General features: G+C 48.7%; 12 protein-coding genes. All 12 read left to right on the top strand.

Annotated elements, in window-relative coordinates; translation table 11 throughout:
• Positions 1-412: 412 nt before the first annotated feature.
• The 12 genes from ABWH99_RS15150 (at position 413) to ABWH99_RS15095 (ending at position 17,376) form a co-directional block, all read left to right on the top strand.
• A complete protein-coding gene (locus ABWH99_RS15150; protein ID WP_375582691.1) occupies positions 413-1,003 on the top strand; it encodes a LemA family protein in 591 nt (196 codons plus the stop codon).
• 11 nt (positions 1,004-1,014) lie between these two features.
• Positions 1,015-1,449, top strand: a complete 435-nt coding sequence (locus ABWH99_RS15145; RefSeq protein ID WP_375582690.1) for a TPM domain-containing protein — start codon at positions 1,015-1,017, stop codon at positions 1,447-1,449.
• Positions 1,450-1,455: 6 nt separating this feature from the next.
• Entirely contained in the window at positions 1,456-2,250 is a 795-nt protein-coding gene (locus ABWH99_RS15140) for a TPM domain-containing protein (protein WP_375582689.1), read from the top strand.
• A gap of 447 nt (positions 2,251-2,697) precedes the next feature.
• Positions 2,698-3,735 (top strand): linear amide C-N hydrolase, encoded by a 1,038-nt coding sequence (locus ABWH99_RS15135; protein ID WP_375582688.1) that lies wholly within the window; start codon positions 2,698-2,700, stop codon positions 3,733-3,735.
• Between the two features lie 184 nt (positions 3,736-3,919).
• Positions 3,920-6,259: a hypothetical protein gene (locus ABWH99_RS15130; RefSeq protein WP_375582687.1), complete on the top strand. Its 2,340-nt coding sequence runs from the start codon at positions 3,920-3,922 to the stop codon at positions 6,257-6,259.
• A gap of 379 nt (positions 6,260-6,638) precedes the next feature.
• Positions 6,639-7,046: a hypothetical protein gene (locus ABWH99_RS15125; protein WP_375582686.1), complete on the top strand. Its 408-nt coding sequence runs from the start codon at positions 6,639-6,641 to the stop codon at positions 7,044-7,046.
• A gap of 41 nt (positions 7,047-7,087) precedes the next feature.
• On the top strand, positions 7,088-8,107 hold the full coding sequence (locus ABWH99_RS15120) for a DUF2279 domain-containing protein (protein WP_375582685.1): 1,020 nt from the start codon (positions 7,088-7,090) through the stop codon (positions 8,105-8,107).
• A 203-nt stretch (positions 8,108-8,310) separates the two neighbouring features.
• Positions 8,311-9,921, top strand: coding sequence for a phage tail sheath family protein (locus tag ABWH99_RS15115; RefSeq protein WP_375582684.1), 1,611 nt, complete (start codon positions 8,311-8,313; stop codon positions 9,919-9,921).
• Positions 9,922-9,938: 17 nt separating this feature from the next.
• Positions 9,939-10,124, top strand: coding sequence for a hypothetical protein (locus ABWH99_RS15110; protein ID WP_375582683.1), 186 nt, complete (start codon positions 9,939-9,941; stop codon positions 10,122-10,124).
• Positions 10,125-10,686: 562 nt separating this feature from the next.
• Positions 10,687-11,355 (top strand): response regulator transcription factor, encoded by a 669-nt coding sequence (locus tag ABWH99_RS15105; RefSeq protein WP_375582682.1) that lies wholly within the window; start codon positions 10,687-10,689, stop codon positions 11,353-11,355.
• A gap of 38 nt (positions 11,356-11,393) precedes the next feature.
• Complete coding sequence (locus ABWH99_RS15100; protein ID WP_375582681.1) at positions 11,394-12,722, top strand: sensor histidine kinase; 1,329 nt, start codon at positions 11,394-11,396, stop codon at positions 12,720-12,722.
• 322 nt (positions 12,723-13,044) lie between these two features.
• Positions 13,045-17,376: a CusA/CzcA family heavy metal efflux RND transporter gene (locus tag ABWH99_RS15095; protein ID WP_375582680.1), complete on the top strand. Its 4,332-nt coding sequence runs from the start codon at positions 13,045-13,047 to the stop codon at positions 17,374-17,376.
• Positions 17,377-17,380 lie beyond the last annotated feature (4 nt).

The following is a 17,380-nucleotide window of genomic DNA, read 5'->3' as shown; positions in this document are numbered from 1 at the left end:
CCTGTTGGCGTCGCGGGTATGCTATGGATGGGGAGCTCGGGTTTTCAAAGGGTCTCCTATCATGTTGCGCCAGCGCAAAAAAGGAAGCTACAAGGGGTTGCCATCCTCCAATGGTTTGGGGTAATGGTCCCGGAAGCAGGAATGCCTCTTTCCGGAACAAGTAGGCTGTGGCGGATCGAAGTTGGTGCACTTGCTGGTGCAGAGAGGTAAAGTGGAATTATTGGTCCGGTACCGGTAAAGATTCCCCCATGTCCCCAGACCCTTGAGGAGCAGGGAATTACTACTTGAAGCAGCTGCCGTACCTTGTAAAAATGCGGGCACGGTTAGTAAAAAAAGGAGAAACCAACAACCTCCCGGTCAAAATTTACGTCCAATAGCTGCATTGTTTTTTTAAAACTCCATACGATCAACCATGAAAAAAGTACTTATTCCCATTGGGATCCTACTGTTGATAGGCATATTTGTTTACAGCAAGGCCGTCGGCGTATACAATACCTTCGTGCAAACAGAGGAGACCGTAAACGGTCAATGGGCCGAAGTAGAAACCCAATACCAACGCAGGGCCGACCTGATTCCAAACCTGGTGAATACTGTAAAAGGCTATGCCGAATTTGAACAGGAAACCTTGACCGGTGTCATCGAAGCCAGGGCCAAGGCCACGTCCATTAACTTGCAGGCAGATGACCTGAGTCCTGAAAATATCGCCCGTTTTCAGGATGCACAAGATCAACTCAGTGGGTCACTTAGTCGATTGTTGGTGGCCGTGGAGCGGTACCCGGAACTAAAAGCCAACCAAAACTTTCTCGAACTGCAAGCCCAGCTGGAAGGCACTGAAAACCGAATTGCAGTGGCTAGAAGAAACTTTAATCAATCCGTGCAGGCGTACAATTCCAACCTTCGAACTTTTCCCAATAACATCTTTGCCGGCTGGTATGGGTTTGAGCGAAAAGGGTATTTCGAAGCGGCAGCAGGCGCCGAAAACGCACCTACGGTAGAATTTTAACTTTAGGAACAATGGCCGAGAAATTATTCAGTACAGCGGACCGGGCCATCATCACCGAGGCCATTCGGAATGCGGAAGCCAAAACATCCGGAGAAATTCAGGTGCATATTGAAAGTCACTGTATCGGTGAGGTGCTGGACCGGGCTGCGGAAGTATTTGAGAAGCTAAAGATGCACCGAACCACCTACCGCAACGCGGTGCTTTTTTACCTGGCAGCAGAAGATCATCAATTTGCCATTCTGGGCGACGCAGGTATCAACCGGGTGGTGCCGGATAACTTCTGGGAAGTTATCAAGGAGGAAATGGTGGTGCATTTTAAGAAGCGGGAATTCACAGAGGGGCTTAGAAAAGGCATCGAATTATCCGGGCAGCAGCTACAACAGCATTTTCCATTCAATCAAAAGGGAGATATCAACGAATTACCCGATGAAATTTCCTTTGACTAGGACACTATGAACGAAAAATCTCTTTTTGCTTTATTGTTTACGCTCTTCCTTACGTTTTCCGCTTGGGCGCAGGGGGATTTTCCGGATAAGCCCAACCCACCTCGTCTGGTCAATGATTTTTCCGGGACCCTATCGGACGGGGAAATCGGACAGCTGGAAAACAAACTGGTTGCTTACAATGACAGTACCTCTACCCAGGTCAGCATCGTTTTGATCAACTCGGTTGGACCGTATGCGATCAGTGATTATGCGTTTCAACTCGGTGACAAATGGGGGATTGGCAGAAAGGACAAAGATAATGGCATCCTCATCCTTGCCGCCATGAAAGACCGGAAGGTTTTTATTGCGACCGGATACGGGATGGAAGGCGTGGTTCCCGATGCCTTGGCCAAACGCATCGTGGAGCAGCTGATCGTGCCTAATTTCCGATCAGGTAACTATTTCGCCGGTCTGGATCGGGCCACGGATACCATCATTCAGCTTGCTTCGGGCGAATACGAGGCAGAGCAATTATCTTCGCCCGGGCGACCGTCCGGCATTTTCCCGTTGCTATTGGTTTTTATTGCGGGTTTGGTGATTTTGACCTTGATCAAAAATCGAAGGGATAATAACAACCACATGGGTGGAAAACGGGGAGGAGTGGACATCTTCACCACGCTGTTGCTTGCCAATATGCTAGGTGGCGGTCGGGGTAAGTTCGGGGATTTTTCCTCCGGCCGGGGAAGCTTTGGTGGTGGCGGAGGTTTTGGAGGCTTCGGAGGCGGTAGCTTCGGTGGGGGAGGCGCCGGCGGTAGTTGGTAGTGTGCTGCCAAGCCCAGCCTTTTTTTTGAGGAATCGGCTGTTCAGGTACCGGAATACGGCCAACGAGAGCCCATAGCTACTGTTTCGTTGATCGGGAGCAAACACGGAAATGTCTGCATCGGGTTTTTGTTTTTAAAAAACTTTATGCAGGCCTTCTGTTCGATTTCGGGAGCGCGGTTACGAACGTGTGTGCACGATCGATTGCAAAAAAAGAATGGTAAAGCGCTATTTTATTTTAATTTACGTGATATTTCACCTATAATTACGTAAATCAAAACATGCAAGTCCCGTTTCAGGAACCGATTTAGGGCTTTCGTTGCGAAAAAGAATGCACTCATTTACGGCGGCGAGCCCTAGGTAACGCTCTTAATACGATACCTGGGCAGAGGCAAGGCAGGTAACCTTTATAGGATGAACGTACAAAAAATTGCTTTACTACAAAAACAAATGTTCCCAGTCTATCTGGCCTTACTGGCTGTGGTTTGTTTTTCCTTTGAATCCGAAAGTTGTACCCGTGTGCTGTACAGGGGACCAAACAATACGGTGCTAACCGGTAGGACCATGGATTTCTCGATGGAAATCCCTGCCAATCAGTGGATATTTCCCCGGGGAATGAAGCGCAGCGGAGAAGTGGGAAAAAATTCCATCGAATGGGTCTCCCGGTATGGCAGTCTGGCAGTAAGTTCCTGGGATATTTCCACCACGGACGGTATGAATGAAAAAGGTCTGGTGGCCAACATGCTTTGGCTGGTGGAATCCACCTACCCCTCTTTTGATAAGGCGGGCGACGAGAAAGGCCTGGCCATATCACTTTGGGCCCAATACATGCTGGATAATTTCGCTACGGTGGCAGAGGCGGTAGCTGCCATGCGGCAGGCTTCCTTTGTCATTGTATCCGATTTTATCCCCGGGACAAATAAGTTTACCACCGTGCACCTGTCTCTTTCCGATGCCAGCGGTGATAGTGCCATTTTTGAGTACATTGGAGGGAGGCTGGTGATTCACCACGACTCGTCCTACCAGGTGATGACCAATGATCCGCCCTACGAACAACAGCTTGCCATCGGCAAATATTGGGAAAACATTCCGGGCAAAACCTTTCTGCCTGGTTCAGTGACATCCTCTGATCGCTTTGTTCGGGCCTCCTTTTTTTTGAATGCCATTCCACAGACCGACAATACCCGGGTGGCTGTAGCCAGCGTGTTTAGCGTCATTCGAAATGTATCGGTCCCTTATGGCTTTGAAATCGAAGGGTATCCCAATTTATCCACTACCCGCTGGCGCATGGTGGCCGACCAAAAAAATCTGGTCTATTACTTCGAGACGGCCCTTACGCCCAATGCGTTTTGGGTGGATTTAAAGAAAATCGATTTTAGTGAGAAAGCATCGGTTCAAAAACTGGATCTGTCCAACCACCGCACCTATTCCGGCGAATCCTCTTCATTTTTCAAGCGATCTGCCCCCTTTCGTTTCATTGGTTTGTAGGAAAATTGGGGATTTTTGATAGTGACCGGCACTATTTATGTTAAAAAGAATGGCAACGTATTGGTCGGATTTTGTTGCATTGGCGTAGTATTCGGTGGAAGGCAGTTCGTTGTGTTCGCTTCCTCGCTTTAAGATTCCATTGGGGGTCCATCGAATTTTCTACAAACAAACTGAAACCTGATCCATGAAAACATCAGCCTTTGCTTTCTTTCTCACCGCAGTCAGCCTGGGATTGCTTTCCTGTACGGGCGGGGAGCAACAACGCCTGGACCTCTCCGAGGCAGTGCTACTGGTTTCGCCGCAGATGAATGCTTCGGTGCGGGAAACGGCCCAAACCATTTTGGTAGAAGAAGTCAGCAAACGAACGGGTATCCCGCTGGAATTGGGTAGCGGTTGGGAATCCTCGACGCGAATAGCGCTGGTACTTGCCGGGGAGGATCGCTTATTTGGTAAAGCTGTTCCTACCCGGATGGATGCCGATGCGCCGGAGCTAAAAAAGGAAGGCTACCGGATCTTTCATGAATCCGACGCAAACGGGAACACGCTCTGGGTGATCGGTGCAGACACCCGAGGGCTGCTGTATGGTATTGGGAAATTCTTGCGAACGGCGCAACTTGCCGAAGGTAAAATAGCGCTTGATGCCGGTTTTGCGTTTTCAGAATCTCCGGAATATCCTTTGAGGGGGCATCAGTTTGGCTACCGCAATACGGCCAATTCCTGGGATGCCTGGACGGTGGAGCAATTTGACCAACATTTTAGGGAACAGGTCCTTTTCGGCGCCAATGCATTTGAGAACATTCCCTTTCAGCAAAAGGCTGCCAGCCCCCATTTCAAAGTGGATCCACAACTCATGGAAGTGGAATTGAGTAAAATCTGTGATAAATACGATGCAGACTATTGGGTGTGGACGCCAGCCCCCAGGGATCTGAGCGTTCCTGGTGCGCACCAGGAGGGGCTGGAGAAGCAGAGAGACTTTTACGCCCGCTGCCCACGGTTGAATGCGGTCTTTGTACCCGGGGGAGATCCGGGAGAGAATCATCCTGCCGAGTTAATTCCCTACCTGGAGGATCTGTCAAAGGCGCTTCGGGAATTCCATCCGGAAGCAGGTGTCTGGGTTTCGTTGCAGGGGTTTAATAAAGAAAAAATAAGCTACTTTTTTGATTATCTCGAGAAAAATAGCCCGGACTGGTTGCGTGGCGTGGTGTATGGTCCCAGTAGTCCGCCGATTGCTTTGGAACGGGAACTTCTGCCAGAGAAATACCTGCACCGATTTTATCCGGACATTACCCATACCGTTCGGTGCCACTATCCGGTCGAAAACTGGGATCAGGCATTTGCGCTGACCTTGGGTAGGGAACCCTGTAATCCCCAGCCCCAGATGTATACCCGTTTGTTTCAACAGGACAGTCCCCATACCGACGGGTTTATCACGTATTCGGACGGTACCCACGACGACATGAACAAAGTAGTTTGGAGTCAACTTGGGTTTGACTCAACAAAGGAGCCGCAGTCCATTGTGAAAGAGTATACGCGTTTTTTCTTTGGGGCAGAAGTGGCAGAGGATGCCGCCCGTGGAATACTTGCATTGGAAGAGAATTGGGACGGACCCATTTTAGATAACCCCAGTATTGAAAACACGCTGAACCTGTGGAAAAGACTGGAAACCGCCCATCCCGAACTGGGTGAAAATTGGAGGTGGCAACAGTTGGTGATGCGTGCCTATTACGATGCCTACATCAAGAAACGCCTGGATTTCGAGAAAGGCCTGGAGGCCGAGGCCTATGCCATTTTGGAAACAGCCCCCACCCTCGGGGCAGAACAAGCCATGTCCGATGCATTGCAGCACCTGCGAAAGGCAGAAACCGAACCGGTTGCCCGGGAATTAAAAGAAAGGGTGGAATTCTATTGTGAAAAGCTCTTTCAGAGCGTTGGGGCACAGACCAGTGTGGAAAAATACCAAGCCAGCGGTGCCGAACGAGGAGCTATTTTGGACTTTATCGACTACCCGCTCAACAATCTTTGGTGGTTGGAAGACGAGTTCGAAAAGGTACTATTGCTGGATTCAGAGGCCGAAAGACTGGCCCGGTTGGACTTCATCCGTACTTACGAGGACCCGGGAGAGGGTAGCTTTTATGACAATATTTCCAGCGCCGATGCCAAACACGTGACTTCCAAAACCGATGATGCCATCGACTTCTTGTGGGAAAACAACGGGATCAACCGTAAGCGGCTGTCCACGCAGTTGTTCCAGTTTACGCCCACCTTGGCTTATAGTGAACTGAATCCAACCTCCGATTACCTGATCCGTGTTTCCGGCTACGGCGAAGCCCTTTTGCGTGCCAATGGACAACGACTTACCGCTACCAAGTACGAAAAAGGATACGAGGAATTCAAGGAGTTTCCGCTTCCCAAGGAATTGATCCCGGATGGCAAATTGGAAATTAGTTTCGATAAGCCCGACGAAGAGCACCTGAACTGGCGTCAGCAATCGCGCGTAACGGATGTTTGGGTCATCAAACAATAACGGGTAGGGCAAAGGCTGGCTGACCTACCAGGAATCAAGCAATGTACGGAAAGGTAGGTACTCTCTAGACAAAGGCAAACCAAGTTATCGACTAGCGGCAGAAAAGGCCGAAAGTAGCGACTTGGCGTGTATTTCTTTCCGCCCGGGGCCAGATAATTGCCGATTCCAGTGGTTTTTTGATCCCGAATCCTTATTTTGAGTTTGGAATTAAAATCACCGAGAGATGTAGGATTTGTACCTACGTTATGCTAGCTCCAGGAGATCGCTTGATACGGACACACCTTCAACCAACGCCATTCCTACGATGCCCTTAAACCAAACGGAACGCCAGATTTTACGCACACACCTTATCGAATCCCTGAGTGGCAAAAAAGCACACATGACTTTCGATAGGACCGTGACCGACTTTCCGCTGAAGGCCATCAATAAAAAAGTTTCGGGGATCCCCCATTCTCCCTGGTACCTGCTGGAGCACATGCGGCGGGCGCAGCGGGATATCATCGAATTTATCAAAGACCCGAACTACCGGGAAAGGAAATGGCCGGAGGACTATTGGCCAACAGAGGAAGCGGATGCCGACACCTGGAGTCAATCCTTTGAAAGTTTTAAAGCCGACCGGAGCGAATTGGTTCGGATGGTGGAAGATGATGGAACGGATTTGTTTCAAGCGATTGCGCATGCCCCGGATTACACCATTTTTCGGGAAATCATTATCCTGGCCAATCACCATTCCTACCATACCGGGCAATTGGTATTCCTCAAACGAATTTTCGATGAATGTCGGTAACCTTTTTCCATAGGCGCCTGTACCGGAAAGCCCTACGTTTGATGAGCGTAGTTTTTCCGGTGCCCCATCCCGTCCGTTCCTTTCTGCCATTTCCCGGTATGCAGCGCATGAGGTTTGGAACCCTACGTTCGAATAAATCCCCTGCATGTATTGGCATTGCGGCTTCCGTATTGCTACTTTTCTTCGCAGGGGGATTTTCCAGTTCCGCTCAAACGGCAGATTCCGCAACCCACGAAGGCGTGCCCAAAGCAAGGCTCGCAGTAGTGGCCGGTACCGGGGTCCTGGGCTTTACTGCTGGCCTGCTTTATCTATCCGAGATTTGGTATGCAGATAGCCAACGCGTCCCTTTTCAATTTTACAGGGACCACACCGGTTGGTTGCAGATGGACAAGTTTGCCCATAGCTATGTGGCTTATCAGCAGAGTTATTGGGGATACGAAGCCTTGCGCTGGGCGGGCGTAAGCAGGTCAAAAGCATTGTGGATAGGGGGTTCATTGGGATTTGTTCTGCAACTGCCTATCGAACTGTTTGACGGCATGTACGAAGGATACGGATTTTCCTGGTCTGATGTAGCGGCCAACACGGCAGGATCGGCAATTTTTATTGGCCAGGAAATGGCCTGGGGTGAACAACGTATTCTTCCCAAATTCTCTTTTTATCCCTCACCGTACGCGTCTTTACGTCCGGGCACACTAGGTAGGACGCTTGGGGCCCAACTTGTGCAGGATTACAATGCACAAACGTATTGGTTTTCTTTCAGCCCGGGCACTTTTCTCAATTGGGGAAAATGGCCGGAATGGTTGTGTTTGTCGATGGGGTATAGTGGCGAGGGAATGTTGGCCGAATTTGAAAATCCCGATTTTATTAACGGTGCGTCGGTTCGGCACATCAACCGGTATCGGCAGTATTTTATAAGCATTGATATGGATTTGCGCAAGATCAAAACCCGACATGGATTTCTTAAAGGACTTTTTCATGCCATGAACATGATCAAGATTCCGGCGCCCGCTATGGAGTTCAATACAACAGATGGCCTGCGTTTTAGACCCGTATATTTCTGATGGTAATGTTGCCGGATGCGTAATCACTTGTGCCTTAGCAGTCGGTATTTCTGCATCGAACGCATGATTTTCGGGTACCGAACGAACGTGGAGGGAAAAAATCTGTACAGGTAGCCTCATGGAGGGTATTTTAATGCGGCGTTCCCTGCAGATTTCGCATTATAATCCTTACCTTAATCCTCAGGCAACCGAAGATCCAACCAATGGGAACCATCAAAAAACCAGGGATATATATCGAAGAAAAAAATGCTTTTCCCAATAGTGTGGTAGAAGTACCCAGCGCCATTCCGGCATTTATCGGGTATACGGCCAAAAGCCCACCAAACCAACACGGACGTATTTCCTCATTTTCGGAATACGAAAAGTTTTTTGGCGGACCACCTTCCCGCCTGTTTCGGCTTTGTGGGCACAGAGAAGAATCCAGGCAATTGGAACCGGCATCGGCGGCTAAGGAAAGCACCAACAAAAAGGAAGTAAATGAATCGATTGGCGAGATCAATGGCTATAGCCTGACCAGGGTAGGACCGGAATACTGGCTTTACGCTGCCATCCGCTTGTTTTTCAGAAATGGTGGCGGTACCTGCCATATTGTTTCTGTCGGGGACTACAAGGATACGGAAAAGATCCAGGCAGCGAGCCTGCTTGAAGGCCTGGAGGCGTTGGAAAAAGAGATGGAACCTACGCTGGTACTGATTCCCGATGCCGTATCTCTGGACTCACCCGAGGTATTTTACTCCCTGTGTCGCCGGATGATTGCCCATTGTGGGAAGATGAGAAAACGGATGGCCATTCTGGACGTCTACCAAGGCTACAGTGCCTTGCAACTTCCTCTCGGCGGGAAGTCTGTAGTGGATCGGTTCCGGGAAGAAGTTGGCAGCGAATCACTTAGCTATGCAGCTGCTTATTATCCCTGGCTCGAAACAGCGATCCTTGCCGAATCGGAATTGTCCTTTCAAAACTTGACGGACGGTAGCCTGGATCTGCTCGTTGAAATGATCTGTGAGGAACTTTCACTAACCGAACATCCCAAAAATGAATCAAAAAACGAAGCCGTAAGAAAGGAGCGGATGCTATCCCTGGTAAACCAACTTCCGGATTATACGGCAACTACCTGCAAAAGCTGGAAGGACAACCCGGACAACACGGGCAAAACCTCTCCCGAGGACATGCATCTATCGCTTTTGTCGTTGAGTTCAGGCTATAAGGCATTGATCCGGTACCTGCAAAAGTACCTGAACCAACAGCCTCCTTCTGCAGCTATGGCAGGGATATATACCATGGTGGATTCGATGCGAGGTGCCTGGATGGCTCCCTCCAATTATTCGTTGAGTTCGGTCATTGCCCCGTCCGTACCCATTTCCACAGAGCAGCAAGCGTACCTGAATACCCCTTTGGATGGAAAAGCAGTCAATGCCATCCGATCCTTTAGGGGAGAAGGTGTGCTGGTTTGGGGGGCGCGTACGCTGGACGGCAACAGTGAAGATTGGCGGTACATTTCTGCGCGTCGGATGACGATGGTTCTCGAACAGTCCATGCTGTTGGCGACCAAAGCCTATACCTTTGAACCCAATCAGGCTCGTACCTGGATTTCTATCAAATCCATGTTGGAAAATTTCCTTATCCAGCTATGGAAAAAGGGAGCTTTGGCCGGTGCCAGCCCCGCAGAAGCCTTCTCGGTAAGCGTGGGTTTAGGTGAAACCATGACGGTAGCGGATAGTGAGAACGGTATCCTGCGGGTAAGGGCTTTGGTTGCGCTAAGCCGGCCCGCAGAGTTTATCGAAATCTCCTTCGAACAGTCCATGCAAAAAGCCTGACCGAAACCGAACGATAAATGGACCAATTAGGTTTTTCGAAATGCGGGAGAAATGAAAATTGGCAGGCAAAATGGGGTTTGATGCACAGGGTGCGAGTAAGAGTGGGCCAATTACTAGTGGAGCAAGCGCGCAGCGGCTGGTTCAAGCCGGAATCGGAACAGGTGATGACCGCAAAAAAAAAAATCGTACCGCGCAATGGATGAATAGCGTTTGGAACAGATTGGAATTACTGCCGGATGCTTCCTTTTCAAGTTGGCGGGATCTCTGCCCTCCTGTGGTGGGCACCGAATCATTTTTTGGCAGATACCCGGTACACGCTTGAAGGCAGTGCGTTTCAGGTCCTGTTTTTTGGCTAGATTGGTGAAGGCATCCATGCGGTACCGGAGCCGGGGAGGGGATCCGGCCAAAAGCAACCGTTCCTTTTTCAAGGGCCTCTAGGGGCAGGGTGGAAAACTGTTTTTAACCATTAAGAATCGTTCTCAAGGCTCCTGCAGTGACGGCGCAGAAAGGCAAAGGGATATATCGCCGGTACCTGGATCGGCAGCGTGGAAAAACGGGAGTGAAGAAAGAGGGGTAGCCCGGTATCTGCGTTCGTACCAAAGAGCAGAGAGAATTCCAATGGGTTCTGCTAGAGGGCAGGGGATGGATTGGATGACAGGGTTTAGCAAAAGGATTCTGACGCGATTGGCTTTTTTGCGCTGACTTTAAGCGAATTTTAAGAAAGAATTAATCAATGGTTAAAGAAGTAAAATGGATCTTTGAGAGATGAGAGTATTGATAGTTGAGGACGAAAAGGGAATTGCCGCTTTCCTGAAGCAGGGATTGGAGGAAGAGTCCTTTGCTGTGGATACGGCTGAAGAGGGAAAATTAGGACTCCAGCTGGCCTTATCCGGTGCATACGATATTCTATTGTTAGATTGGATGCTTCCGGGATTAAGTGGCATTGAGATTTGCAAGCAGTTTAGAAAAGAGTTTCCTACCACACCGGTCATTTTTCTTACTGCCAAAGACACCTTGGATGACACACTGTTCGGATTGCAGTCCGGTGCGAACGATTATGTAAAAAAACCCTTTCATTTTGAGGAAATACTGGAGCGAATCAAGGTTCAGCTGCGACCAAAGATGGGAGAACATTCCCTGTTTACTTTAGGACCCATTTCACTCAACACGGAAACACACCAAGTGTATAAGGGAAAAGAAGAGATTTACCTTACCCAAAAGGAATTTGCCCTGCTGGAACACCTTATCCGTAACAAGGGAAAGGTATGTAGAAGAACGCGGATCATTGAAAGTGTATGGGATATCCATTTCGAATACAACACCGGTGTTATTGATGTGTACATCAACGCGTTGCGAAAAAAGCTTTCTCTCTCCGATAAGGAGAATTACATTCAGACCGTTCGTGGTGTAGGTTACATCGCAAAAGAATTATGAGCCTTAGTTTCAAAAATAGAATCGCTTTCCACTATTTGATGGCTACAGCCATCATTATGGCACTTGTATTCGGTACGATTTTTTTTATTGTGAGGGGTACCGTTATCCAGAATCTCGATAACGATCTATCGTACGAAGCAGAGAAGCATTTGAACGAGATCGAATTCGTAGAGGATCGTATTCAGTTTATCAACAAGCAAGAATGGCAAGAGCGTGAACACACCGAGACGCAGGTTAACCCGGTTTTTATTCAGCTGAATGACAAGCATGGATCGGTGATGGACCGGTCACCCAACCTGAAGCAGGATTTTCTAATCATCCAGGGGAAGGCGGATGGTGGGCATTACAATGCGGAATTGACAGATATTCCCATCAGGCAGGTTCAATTACCGATTCTGAAGGACGGTCAGGTAAAAGGATACATCATCGCGGCCATATCTTCCGAATCGGCTTTTTCGGTAATCTCCCGCCTAAATGAGGTTCTGATTATTTCTTATTTTGTAATCGTGGTAGGCCTTTATTTTGTATCCCGGTTTTTGGCAGGAAGGAGCATGCGACCCATTCAGGAAATGACCCGCACCATTACGCACATCACCCAGAACAATTTGAATGAGCGCGTTTCCTTACCAAAAAATGAAGACGAGATCCATTACCTTTCGTCCAGCTTCAATGACTTGCTGGAGCGCATTCAAAAGGCCATAGAAAAGGAAAAGCAATTTACCTCGGACGCCTCGCACGAACTAAGAACACCGCTTGCTACCTTGCGTGGAACCCTGGAGGTACTAATCCGAAAACCACGATCTCAGCAGGAGTACGAAGAAAAAATTCTTTATAGTCTGGAAGAAATCGATCGGATGACGGCCACATTGGAGCAATTACTGACCCTGGCCCGGTTGGAAACCTCGGCAGGGAGTAACGCCAAGTCTTTTGTCCCACTTTCCAGGCTTATCGAAGAATCTCTTTCGCGTTTCGAAAACCTGATTGCGGAAAAAAAGCTAAAAATTGAGTTGAACGTCGATCAATCGGAAACTGCACGACTGCCTCATTTTTATAGCAATATCATCATCGATAACATCTTGAACAATGCCATTAAGTATTCGAAGGAGGGTGGAAAGATAGTGGTGGGGGTCGATTGGGTAGATGGACGAATCGTGTGTACGGTGCGTGACGAAGGGATCGGAATAAAAGAGGATGATTTGGTTAATATTTACGACAGCTTTTACCGGTCGGATGCCCTTGGCCATAAGCAAATTCCGGGTAACGGTTTGGGACTGGCCATAGCGAAGAAGTGTGCCAATGCCATTCAGGCTGAGTTGAAAATTAACAGTATTTTTGGTAAAGGTACAAAAGTGCAGATTACTTTTTAGAGGCTTGTATTCCTTTGGAGACAGTGTGTCAGCAGCCCGATAAAAAATCCTACATGTTTGGTTGCCAGCGATTGGTAAGGTGGCCAATGGTGATTTCCTGTTGATTTTCTATAGAAAAGCTTTTTTAAATCCGGGGGGGTATTTGCCTGGCCTGGAGCATATCTGCATTTCCGTTTAGCCAAACGCGGCGGTAGGAGGAACAACGTTGGACGTCTGATCTCTGCCGAGAGATCCCAATCTTAAGCATATCTTAAGAAAGCCTTGAGAAAGGCTTTAGGACCTTTGGGCCACATTTGGTGTATCATTCAAATGAAGCTCGTCCATGTTAGAGAAGATCATTCAGTACAGCATCCACCATAAGCTGATCGTACTGCTGTTTGCAGCAGGCGTTATCGGTTTTGGCATTTATTCTCTCACAGAAATCCCTATCGGTGCCGTTCCGGATGTGACCAACAATCAGGTACAAATCATTACCACCTCCCGAAACCTGGCAACGGAGGATGTAGAGAAATTTCTTACCTATCCGGTGGAGCTGGAGATGGCCAACCTACCCAACGTAAGGGAAATCAGGTCCGTTTCCAAATTCGGACTTTCGGTGGTGACGGTGGTCTTTGACGACCAGATTGGTACCTACCTTCCCAGGCAATTAATCGCAGAAAAAATAAAGGCTGCGGAGGAAAAGATTCCGGCTGAATTTGGAAAACCCTTTATGGGACCCATTACTACCGGCCTCGGCGAAATCTATCAGTACGTTATCGAAGTAGATTCGCTGCACAGGGATCGGTATTCATTATCGGACATGCGTACGATACAGGACTGGATCGTCAAGCGTCAGCTTTCGGGCATACCGGGGGTGGTAGAGGTAAATACCTGGGGCGGATTTCTCAAACAATACGAAGTTGCACTCGATCCGGAAAAGCTCCGCAGCCTAAATATCTCCGTCTCTAAGGCATTTTCTGCACTGGAGCAAAACAATGGTCTGGCAGGCGGCGGGTACATCGAAAAATCGAATCAGACGTTCTTTATCCGGGGAGAGGGTTTGGTTGGATCGCTAGAAGATATCGAAAATATCGTTATCGAAAACCGGAATGGGACACCCATTTTTATCAAGGAGGTGGCTTCCGTAGGTTTCGGACATGCTACCCGATTCGGTGCCATCACAGGAAACGGGGAAGGAGAAAAAGTATTGGGTCAGGTAATGATGCTCAAAGGATCGAGTTCCAAAGCAACCATCGAGTTGGTGAAAGAGCGGGTCGCTGAAATCTCCACAGCCCTTCCTCCGGGCATTCGAATCAATCCTTTTCTGGAACGGAGTGAACTAATTGGAAAAACCACGTCCACCATCGCTGAAAACTTAATCCTTGGTTGTTTAATCGTGGTATTCGTCGTGGTGTTATTACTGGGTAACCTGCGCTCCGGATTGGTTGTGGCTTCCGTCATTCCCATGTGTTTGCTATTTGCCTTATCTCTGATGTACCTATTTGGAGTAGACGCCAACCTGATGAGTCTGGGTGCCATTGACTTTGGTATCATCATTGACGGGGCCGTTATCATTGTAGAATTCATTGCTTTCAAAATCACCGCAGAGCGAGCGACCTTGTTAGGGCTACCAAAAGCCGAAAGGCAGGGATTCATCGATAAAATCACCCAGCTTGGTGCCAGCAAGATGATGCACTCGGCAGTATTTGGTCAGCTCATTATTATCATCGTATTTATCCCCATTCTCTCTTTGGTGGGAGTGGAGGGAAAAATGTTCAGACCCATGGCCTTGGTATTTTCCTTTGCACTGATAGGAGCCATGATCATGTGTTTCACCTATGTTCCCGTAATGGCCTCCCTGTTTATAAAACCCGCTGATCCCAGTAAGCGGACCATTTCATTTCGAATCATTCGCTTTTTGGAAGACAAATACCGACCCACCATGGCTTGGGCGCTCCGACGGAAAAAAATTGTACTGGGTTTATCGGCGTTACTACTGGTAGCCGTTGGCTTTCTTTTTAGCAGAATGGGCGGTGAATTTGTTCCCACGCTGGATGAAGGAGATTTTGTCATCCAGCCGGTACTCAAGACCGGTACTTCGCTAACCAACACCATTGAGGCGACTACCCGGATGGAAAAGATATTGATTCGATTTCCCGAGGTGGATCAGGTCGTAAGCAGGATTGGCGCCGCGGAACTACCCACCGATCCCATGTCCATGGAAGAAAGCGATGTGATCATTAAACTGATTCCCAAAGGCGAGTGGGTTTCTGCGGAAAGTAAAGACGAGCTCGCCGATATATTCAAAGAAGCACTATCGTCGGAAATTCCGGGTGTGGATTTTGAGTTTACCCAACCCATAGAAATGCGTTTTAACGAATTGATCACGGGGGTGCGCGCGGACCTGGCAATTAAAATTTTTGGAGAAGACCTGGACATGCTGTACAGCAAAGCCCTGGAAGTGGAAAAGGCCATTCAAAATATAGAAGGGGCCGCCGATATTATCGTTGAGAAAGTGGCGGGTCTTCCCCAAATGTCGGTGAATTTTGACCGGCAAAAGATCGCCAAATATGGCTTGAACGTGGACGAGCTCAATAATCTGATTACCATGGGTTTTGCCGGTAAGACCGCAGGAACCGTTTTCGAAGGGGAAAAACAATTTGACCTGGTCGCGCGGTTTGACCCGCAGCACCATCGGGACATTGAGGACATTGAAATGGCCACGGTGCAGCTTCCGAATGGAAACCAGGTACCCTTGAGTGAATTTGCAACCATTCAGTACACCAAAGGGCCTGCAAAAATATCCAGGGACGACACGAAACGGAGGATAGTGGTGGGTGTAAACGTACGGAACCGGGATTTGGAATCGGTGGTAAATGACGTCCGAGAGGTGATCAATAAGGAAATTAGTTTTCCTGCCGGCTATACGGTCCAGTACGGTGGGCAGTTTGAAAATCTGCGAACTGCCAAAGCCCGCCTGCTGGTCGCGGTACCTATCGCCCTTATTTTAATTTTTATACTGCTTTATTTTGCCTTTAATTCCGTGAAAGAAGCACTCATCATCTACAGCGCCATTCCCATGTCGGCCGTAGGAGGGGTGATACTCCTGGCCCTCCGGGGGTTGCCTTTTAGTATTTCGGCCGGGGTTGGCTTTATCGCGCTCTTTGGAATTGCGGTGCTCAACGGAATTGTTCTCATAGAGGAATTTAAATCCTTAAAGGCGCAGGGGATTAGGGATATCAACCGGCGTATTCTGATGGGTACCCGAAACCGACTACGGCCGGTTCTACTGACTGCGTCCGCCGCCGCACTGGGATTCCTCCCCATGGCTATTTCAACTTCAGCAGGTGCAGAAGTGCAAAGGCCCCTGGCTACCGTTGTGGTCGGAGGACTGATTTCCGCGACCGCACTTACCTTGGTGGTTTTGCCCGTTCTTTATGCACTATTTGACAGAAAAGGGCATTTCGCTACGGTCAAACCCTCGGGTAAGGGGCTTTCCCTCCTGCTTTTGCTGGGCCTTCCTTTTGTAGGATACAGTCAGGAGCAGCCCATCTCTGCCAATCGGGCCGTAGAAATCGCGTTGGATAATAACCTGGGTTTAGAAGCCTCCCGTCAACGGGTGGAACAAAACAGGCAACTGCTTGGAAGCGCCCTTGATATCGGTAAAACGGATATTTTCTACGGCCGAGACGAGAACAATATTGCTCCCAATGAGCTGGCCCTGAATGTCTGGGGTATTAGTCAATCCATAAAATTTCCAACCATATACCGTGCACAGCGGAAGGTGGCAAGCGGTGAAGTTCAATTGGCTTCGGATCAATACGCGATCGACAGTTACCTGCTTACCAAAGAAGTGTTAAAAGCCTACCAGGAGATCGTGTACTGGCAGGAAATGCACGCCAATTTCAGCTATTTGGATAGTCTCTACAGTACTTTTGAGCGCGCAGCAAACAGAAAGTTTCAGCAGGGAGAGTCCAATTACCTGGAAAAATTGACCGCAGAGACCAAGCGGAAGGAAATTTCCATTCAATTGAGGCAGATTCAGGAAAGTCGGAAAAGAGCCCAAATCATCCTGAATAAATGGCTTCAATCGGAATCGATCTATACAGCGGCTGCACCAACGCTTAGCCGATTGGAACTTTTGCCCATGGATACAGCCGGTAACCCTGCCCTTCGGTACTATTCGGATGCGCTACAACTAGCGGACCGAAGAATCAATCTGGAACAGCAGCAATTGCTTCCCGACTTGAAGGCCTCTGTTTTTCGGGGTTTCAATAACGGAACAGGGATCCAAAGCTACCCTGGGTTTCAGGTGGGTATTGGGATTCCCCTATGGTTTGGCGCCCAAAAGGCGAAAATTAACGCGGCAAAAACCGGCGCCTCCATTCTGGGATCCCAATTCGAAAATTACAAGATGCAACTTTCCTCCCAATACCGATCCCTGCAGTCCGACCTAAAAAAATACGAGGAAGGCATCACCTATTACCAGTTGTCCGGAAAAAAGCTTTCTGAGGAGACCGTCGTCCATGCCACAAAAGCCTTTCAAAACGGCGAGATCGACTTTCTTCAGTACATCCAACTATTGGAAAATGCCGTAGCCATCGAAACGAATTATCTGAGTGCCCTTTTTCAGTACAATCTGACGGTATTGGAAGCCAACTACATAATGAATTAATATG

It is taken from the genome of Cyclobacterium xiamenense, from assembly GCF_042140265.1.
Lineage (GTDB): Bacteria > Bacteroidota > Bacteroidia > Cytophagales > Cyclobacteriaceae > Cyclobacterium > Cyclobacterium xiamenense_A.
This window is presented reverse-complemented; position numbering and strand designations above follow the sequence as displayed.

Excerpts from the sequence above, each read along its gene's own strand:
- ABWH99_RS15150 (WP_375582691.1), top strand. The coding sequence starts at position 413 with ATGAAAAAAGTACTTATTCCCATTGGGATCCTACTGTTGATAGGCATA.
- ABWH99_RS15145 (WP_375582690.1), top strand. The coding sequence starts at position 1,015 with ATGGCCGAGAAATTATTCAGTACAGCGGACCGGGCCATCATCACCGAG.
- ABWH99_RS15140 (WP_375582689.1), top strand. The coding sequence starts at position 1,456 with ATGAACGAAAAATCTCTTTTTGCTTTATTGTTTACGCTCTTCCTTACG.
- ABWH99_RS15135 (WP_375582688.1), top strand. The coding sequence starts at position 2,698 with ATGTTCCCAGTCTATCTGGCCTTACTGGCTGTGGTTTGTTTTTCCTTT.
- ABWH99_RS15130 (WP_375582687.1), top strand. The coding sequence starts at position 3,920 with ATGAAAACATCAGCCTTTGCTTTCTTTCTCACCGCAGTCAGCCTGGGA.
- ABWH99_RS15125 (WP_375582686.1), top strand. The coding sequence starts at position 6,639 with ATGACTTTCGATAGGACCGTGACCGACTTTCCGCTGAAGGCCATCAAT.
- ABWH99_RS15120 (WP_375582685.1), top strand. The coding sequence starts at position 7,088 with ATGAGCGTAGTTTTTCCGGTGCCCCATCCCGTCCGTTCCTTTCTGCCA.
- ABWH99_RS15115 (WP_375582684.1), top strand. The coding sequence starts at position 8,311 with ATGGGAACCATCAAAAAACCAGGGATATATATCGAAGAAAAAAATGCT.
- ABWH99_RS15110 (WP_375582683.1), top strand. The coding sequence starts at position 9,939 with ATGGACCAATTAGGTTTTTCGAAATGCGGGAGAAATGAAAATTGGCAG.
- ABWH99_RS15105 (WP_375582682.1), top strand. The coding sequence starts at position 10,687 with ATGAGAGTATTGATAGTTGAGGACGAAAAGGGAATTGCCGCTTTCCTG.
- ABWH99_RS15100 (WP_375582681.1), top strand. The coding sequence starts at position 11,394 with ATGGCTACAGCCATCATTATGGCACTTGTATTCGGTACGATTTTTTTT.
- ABWH99_RS15095 (WP_375582680.1), top strand. The coding sequence starts at position 13,045 with ATGTTAGAGAAGATCATTCAGTACAGCATCCACCATAAGCTGATCGTA.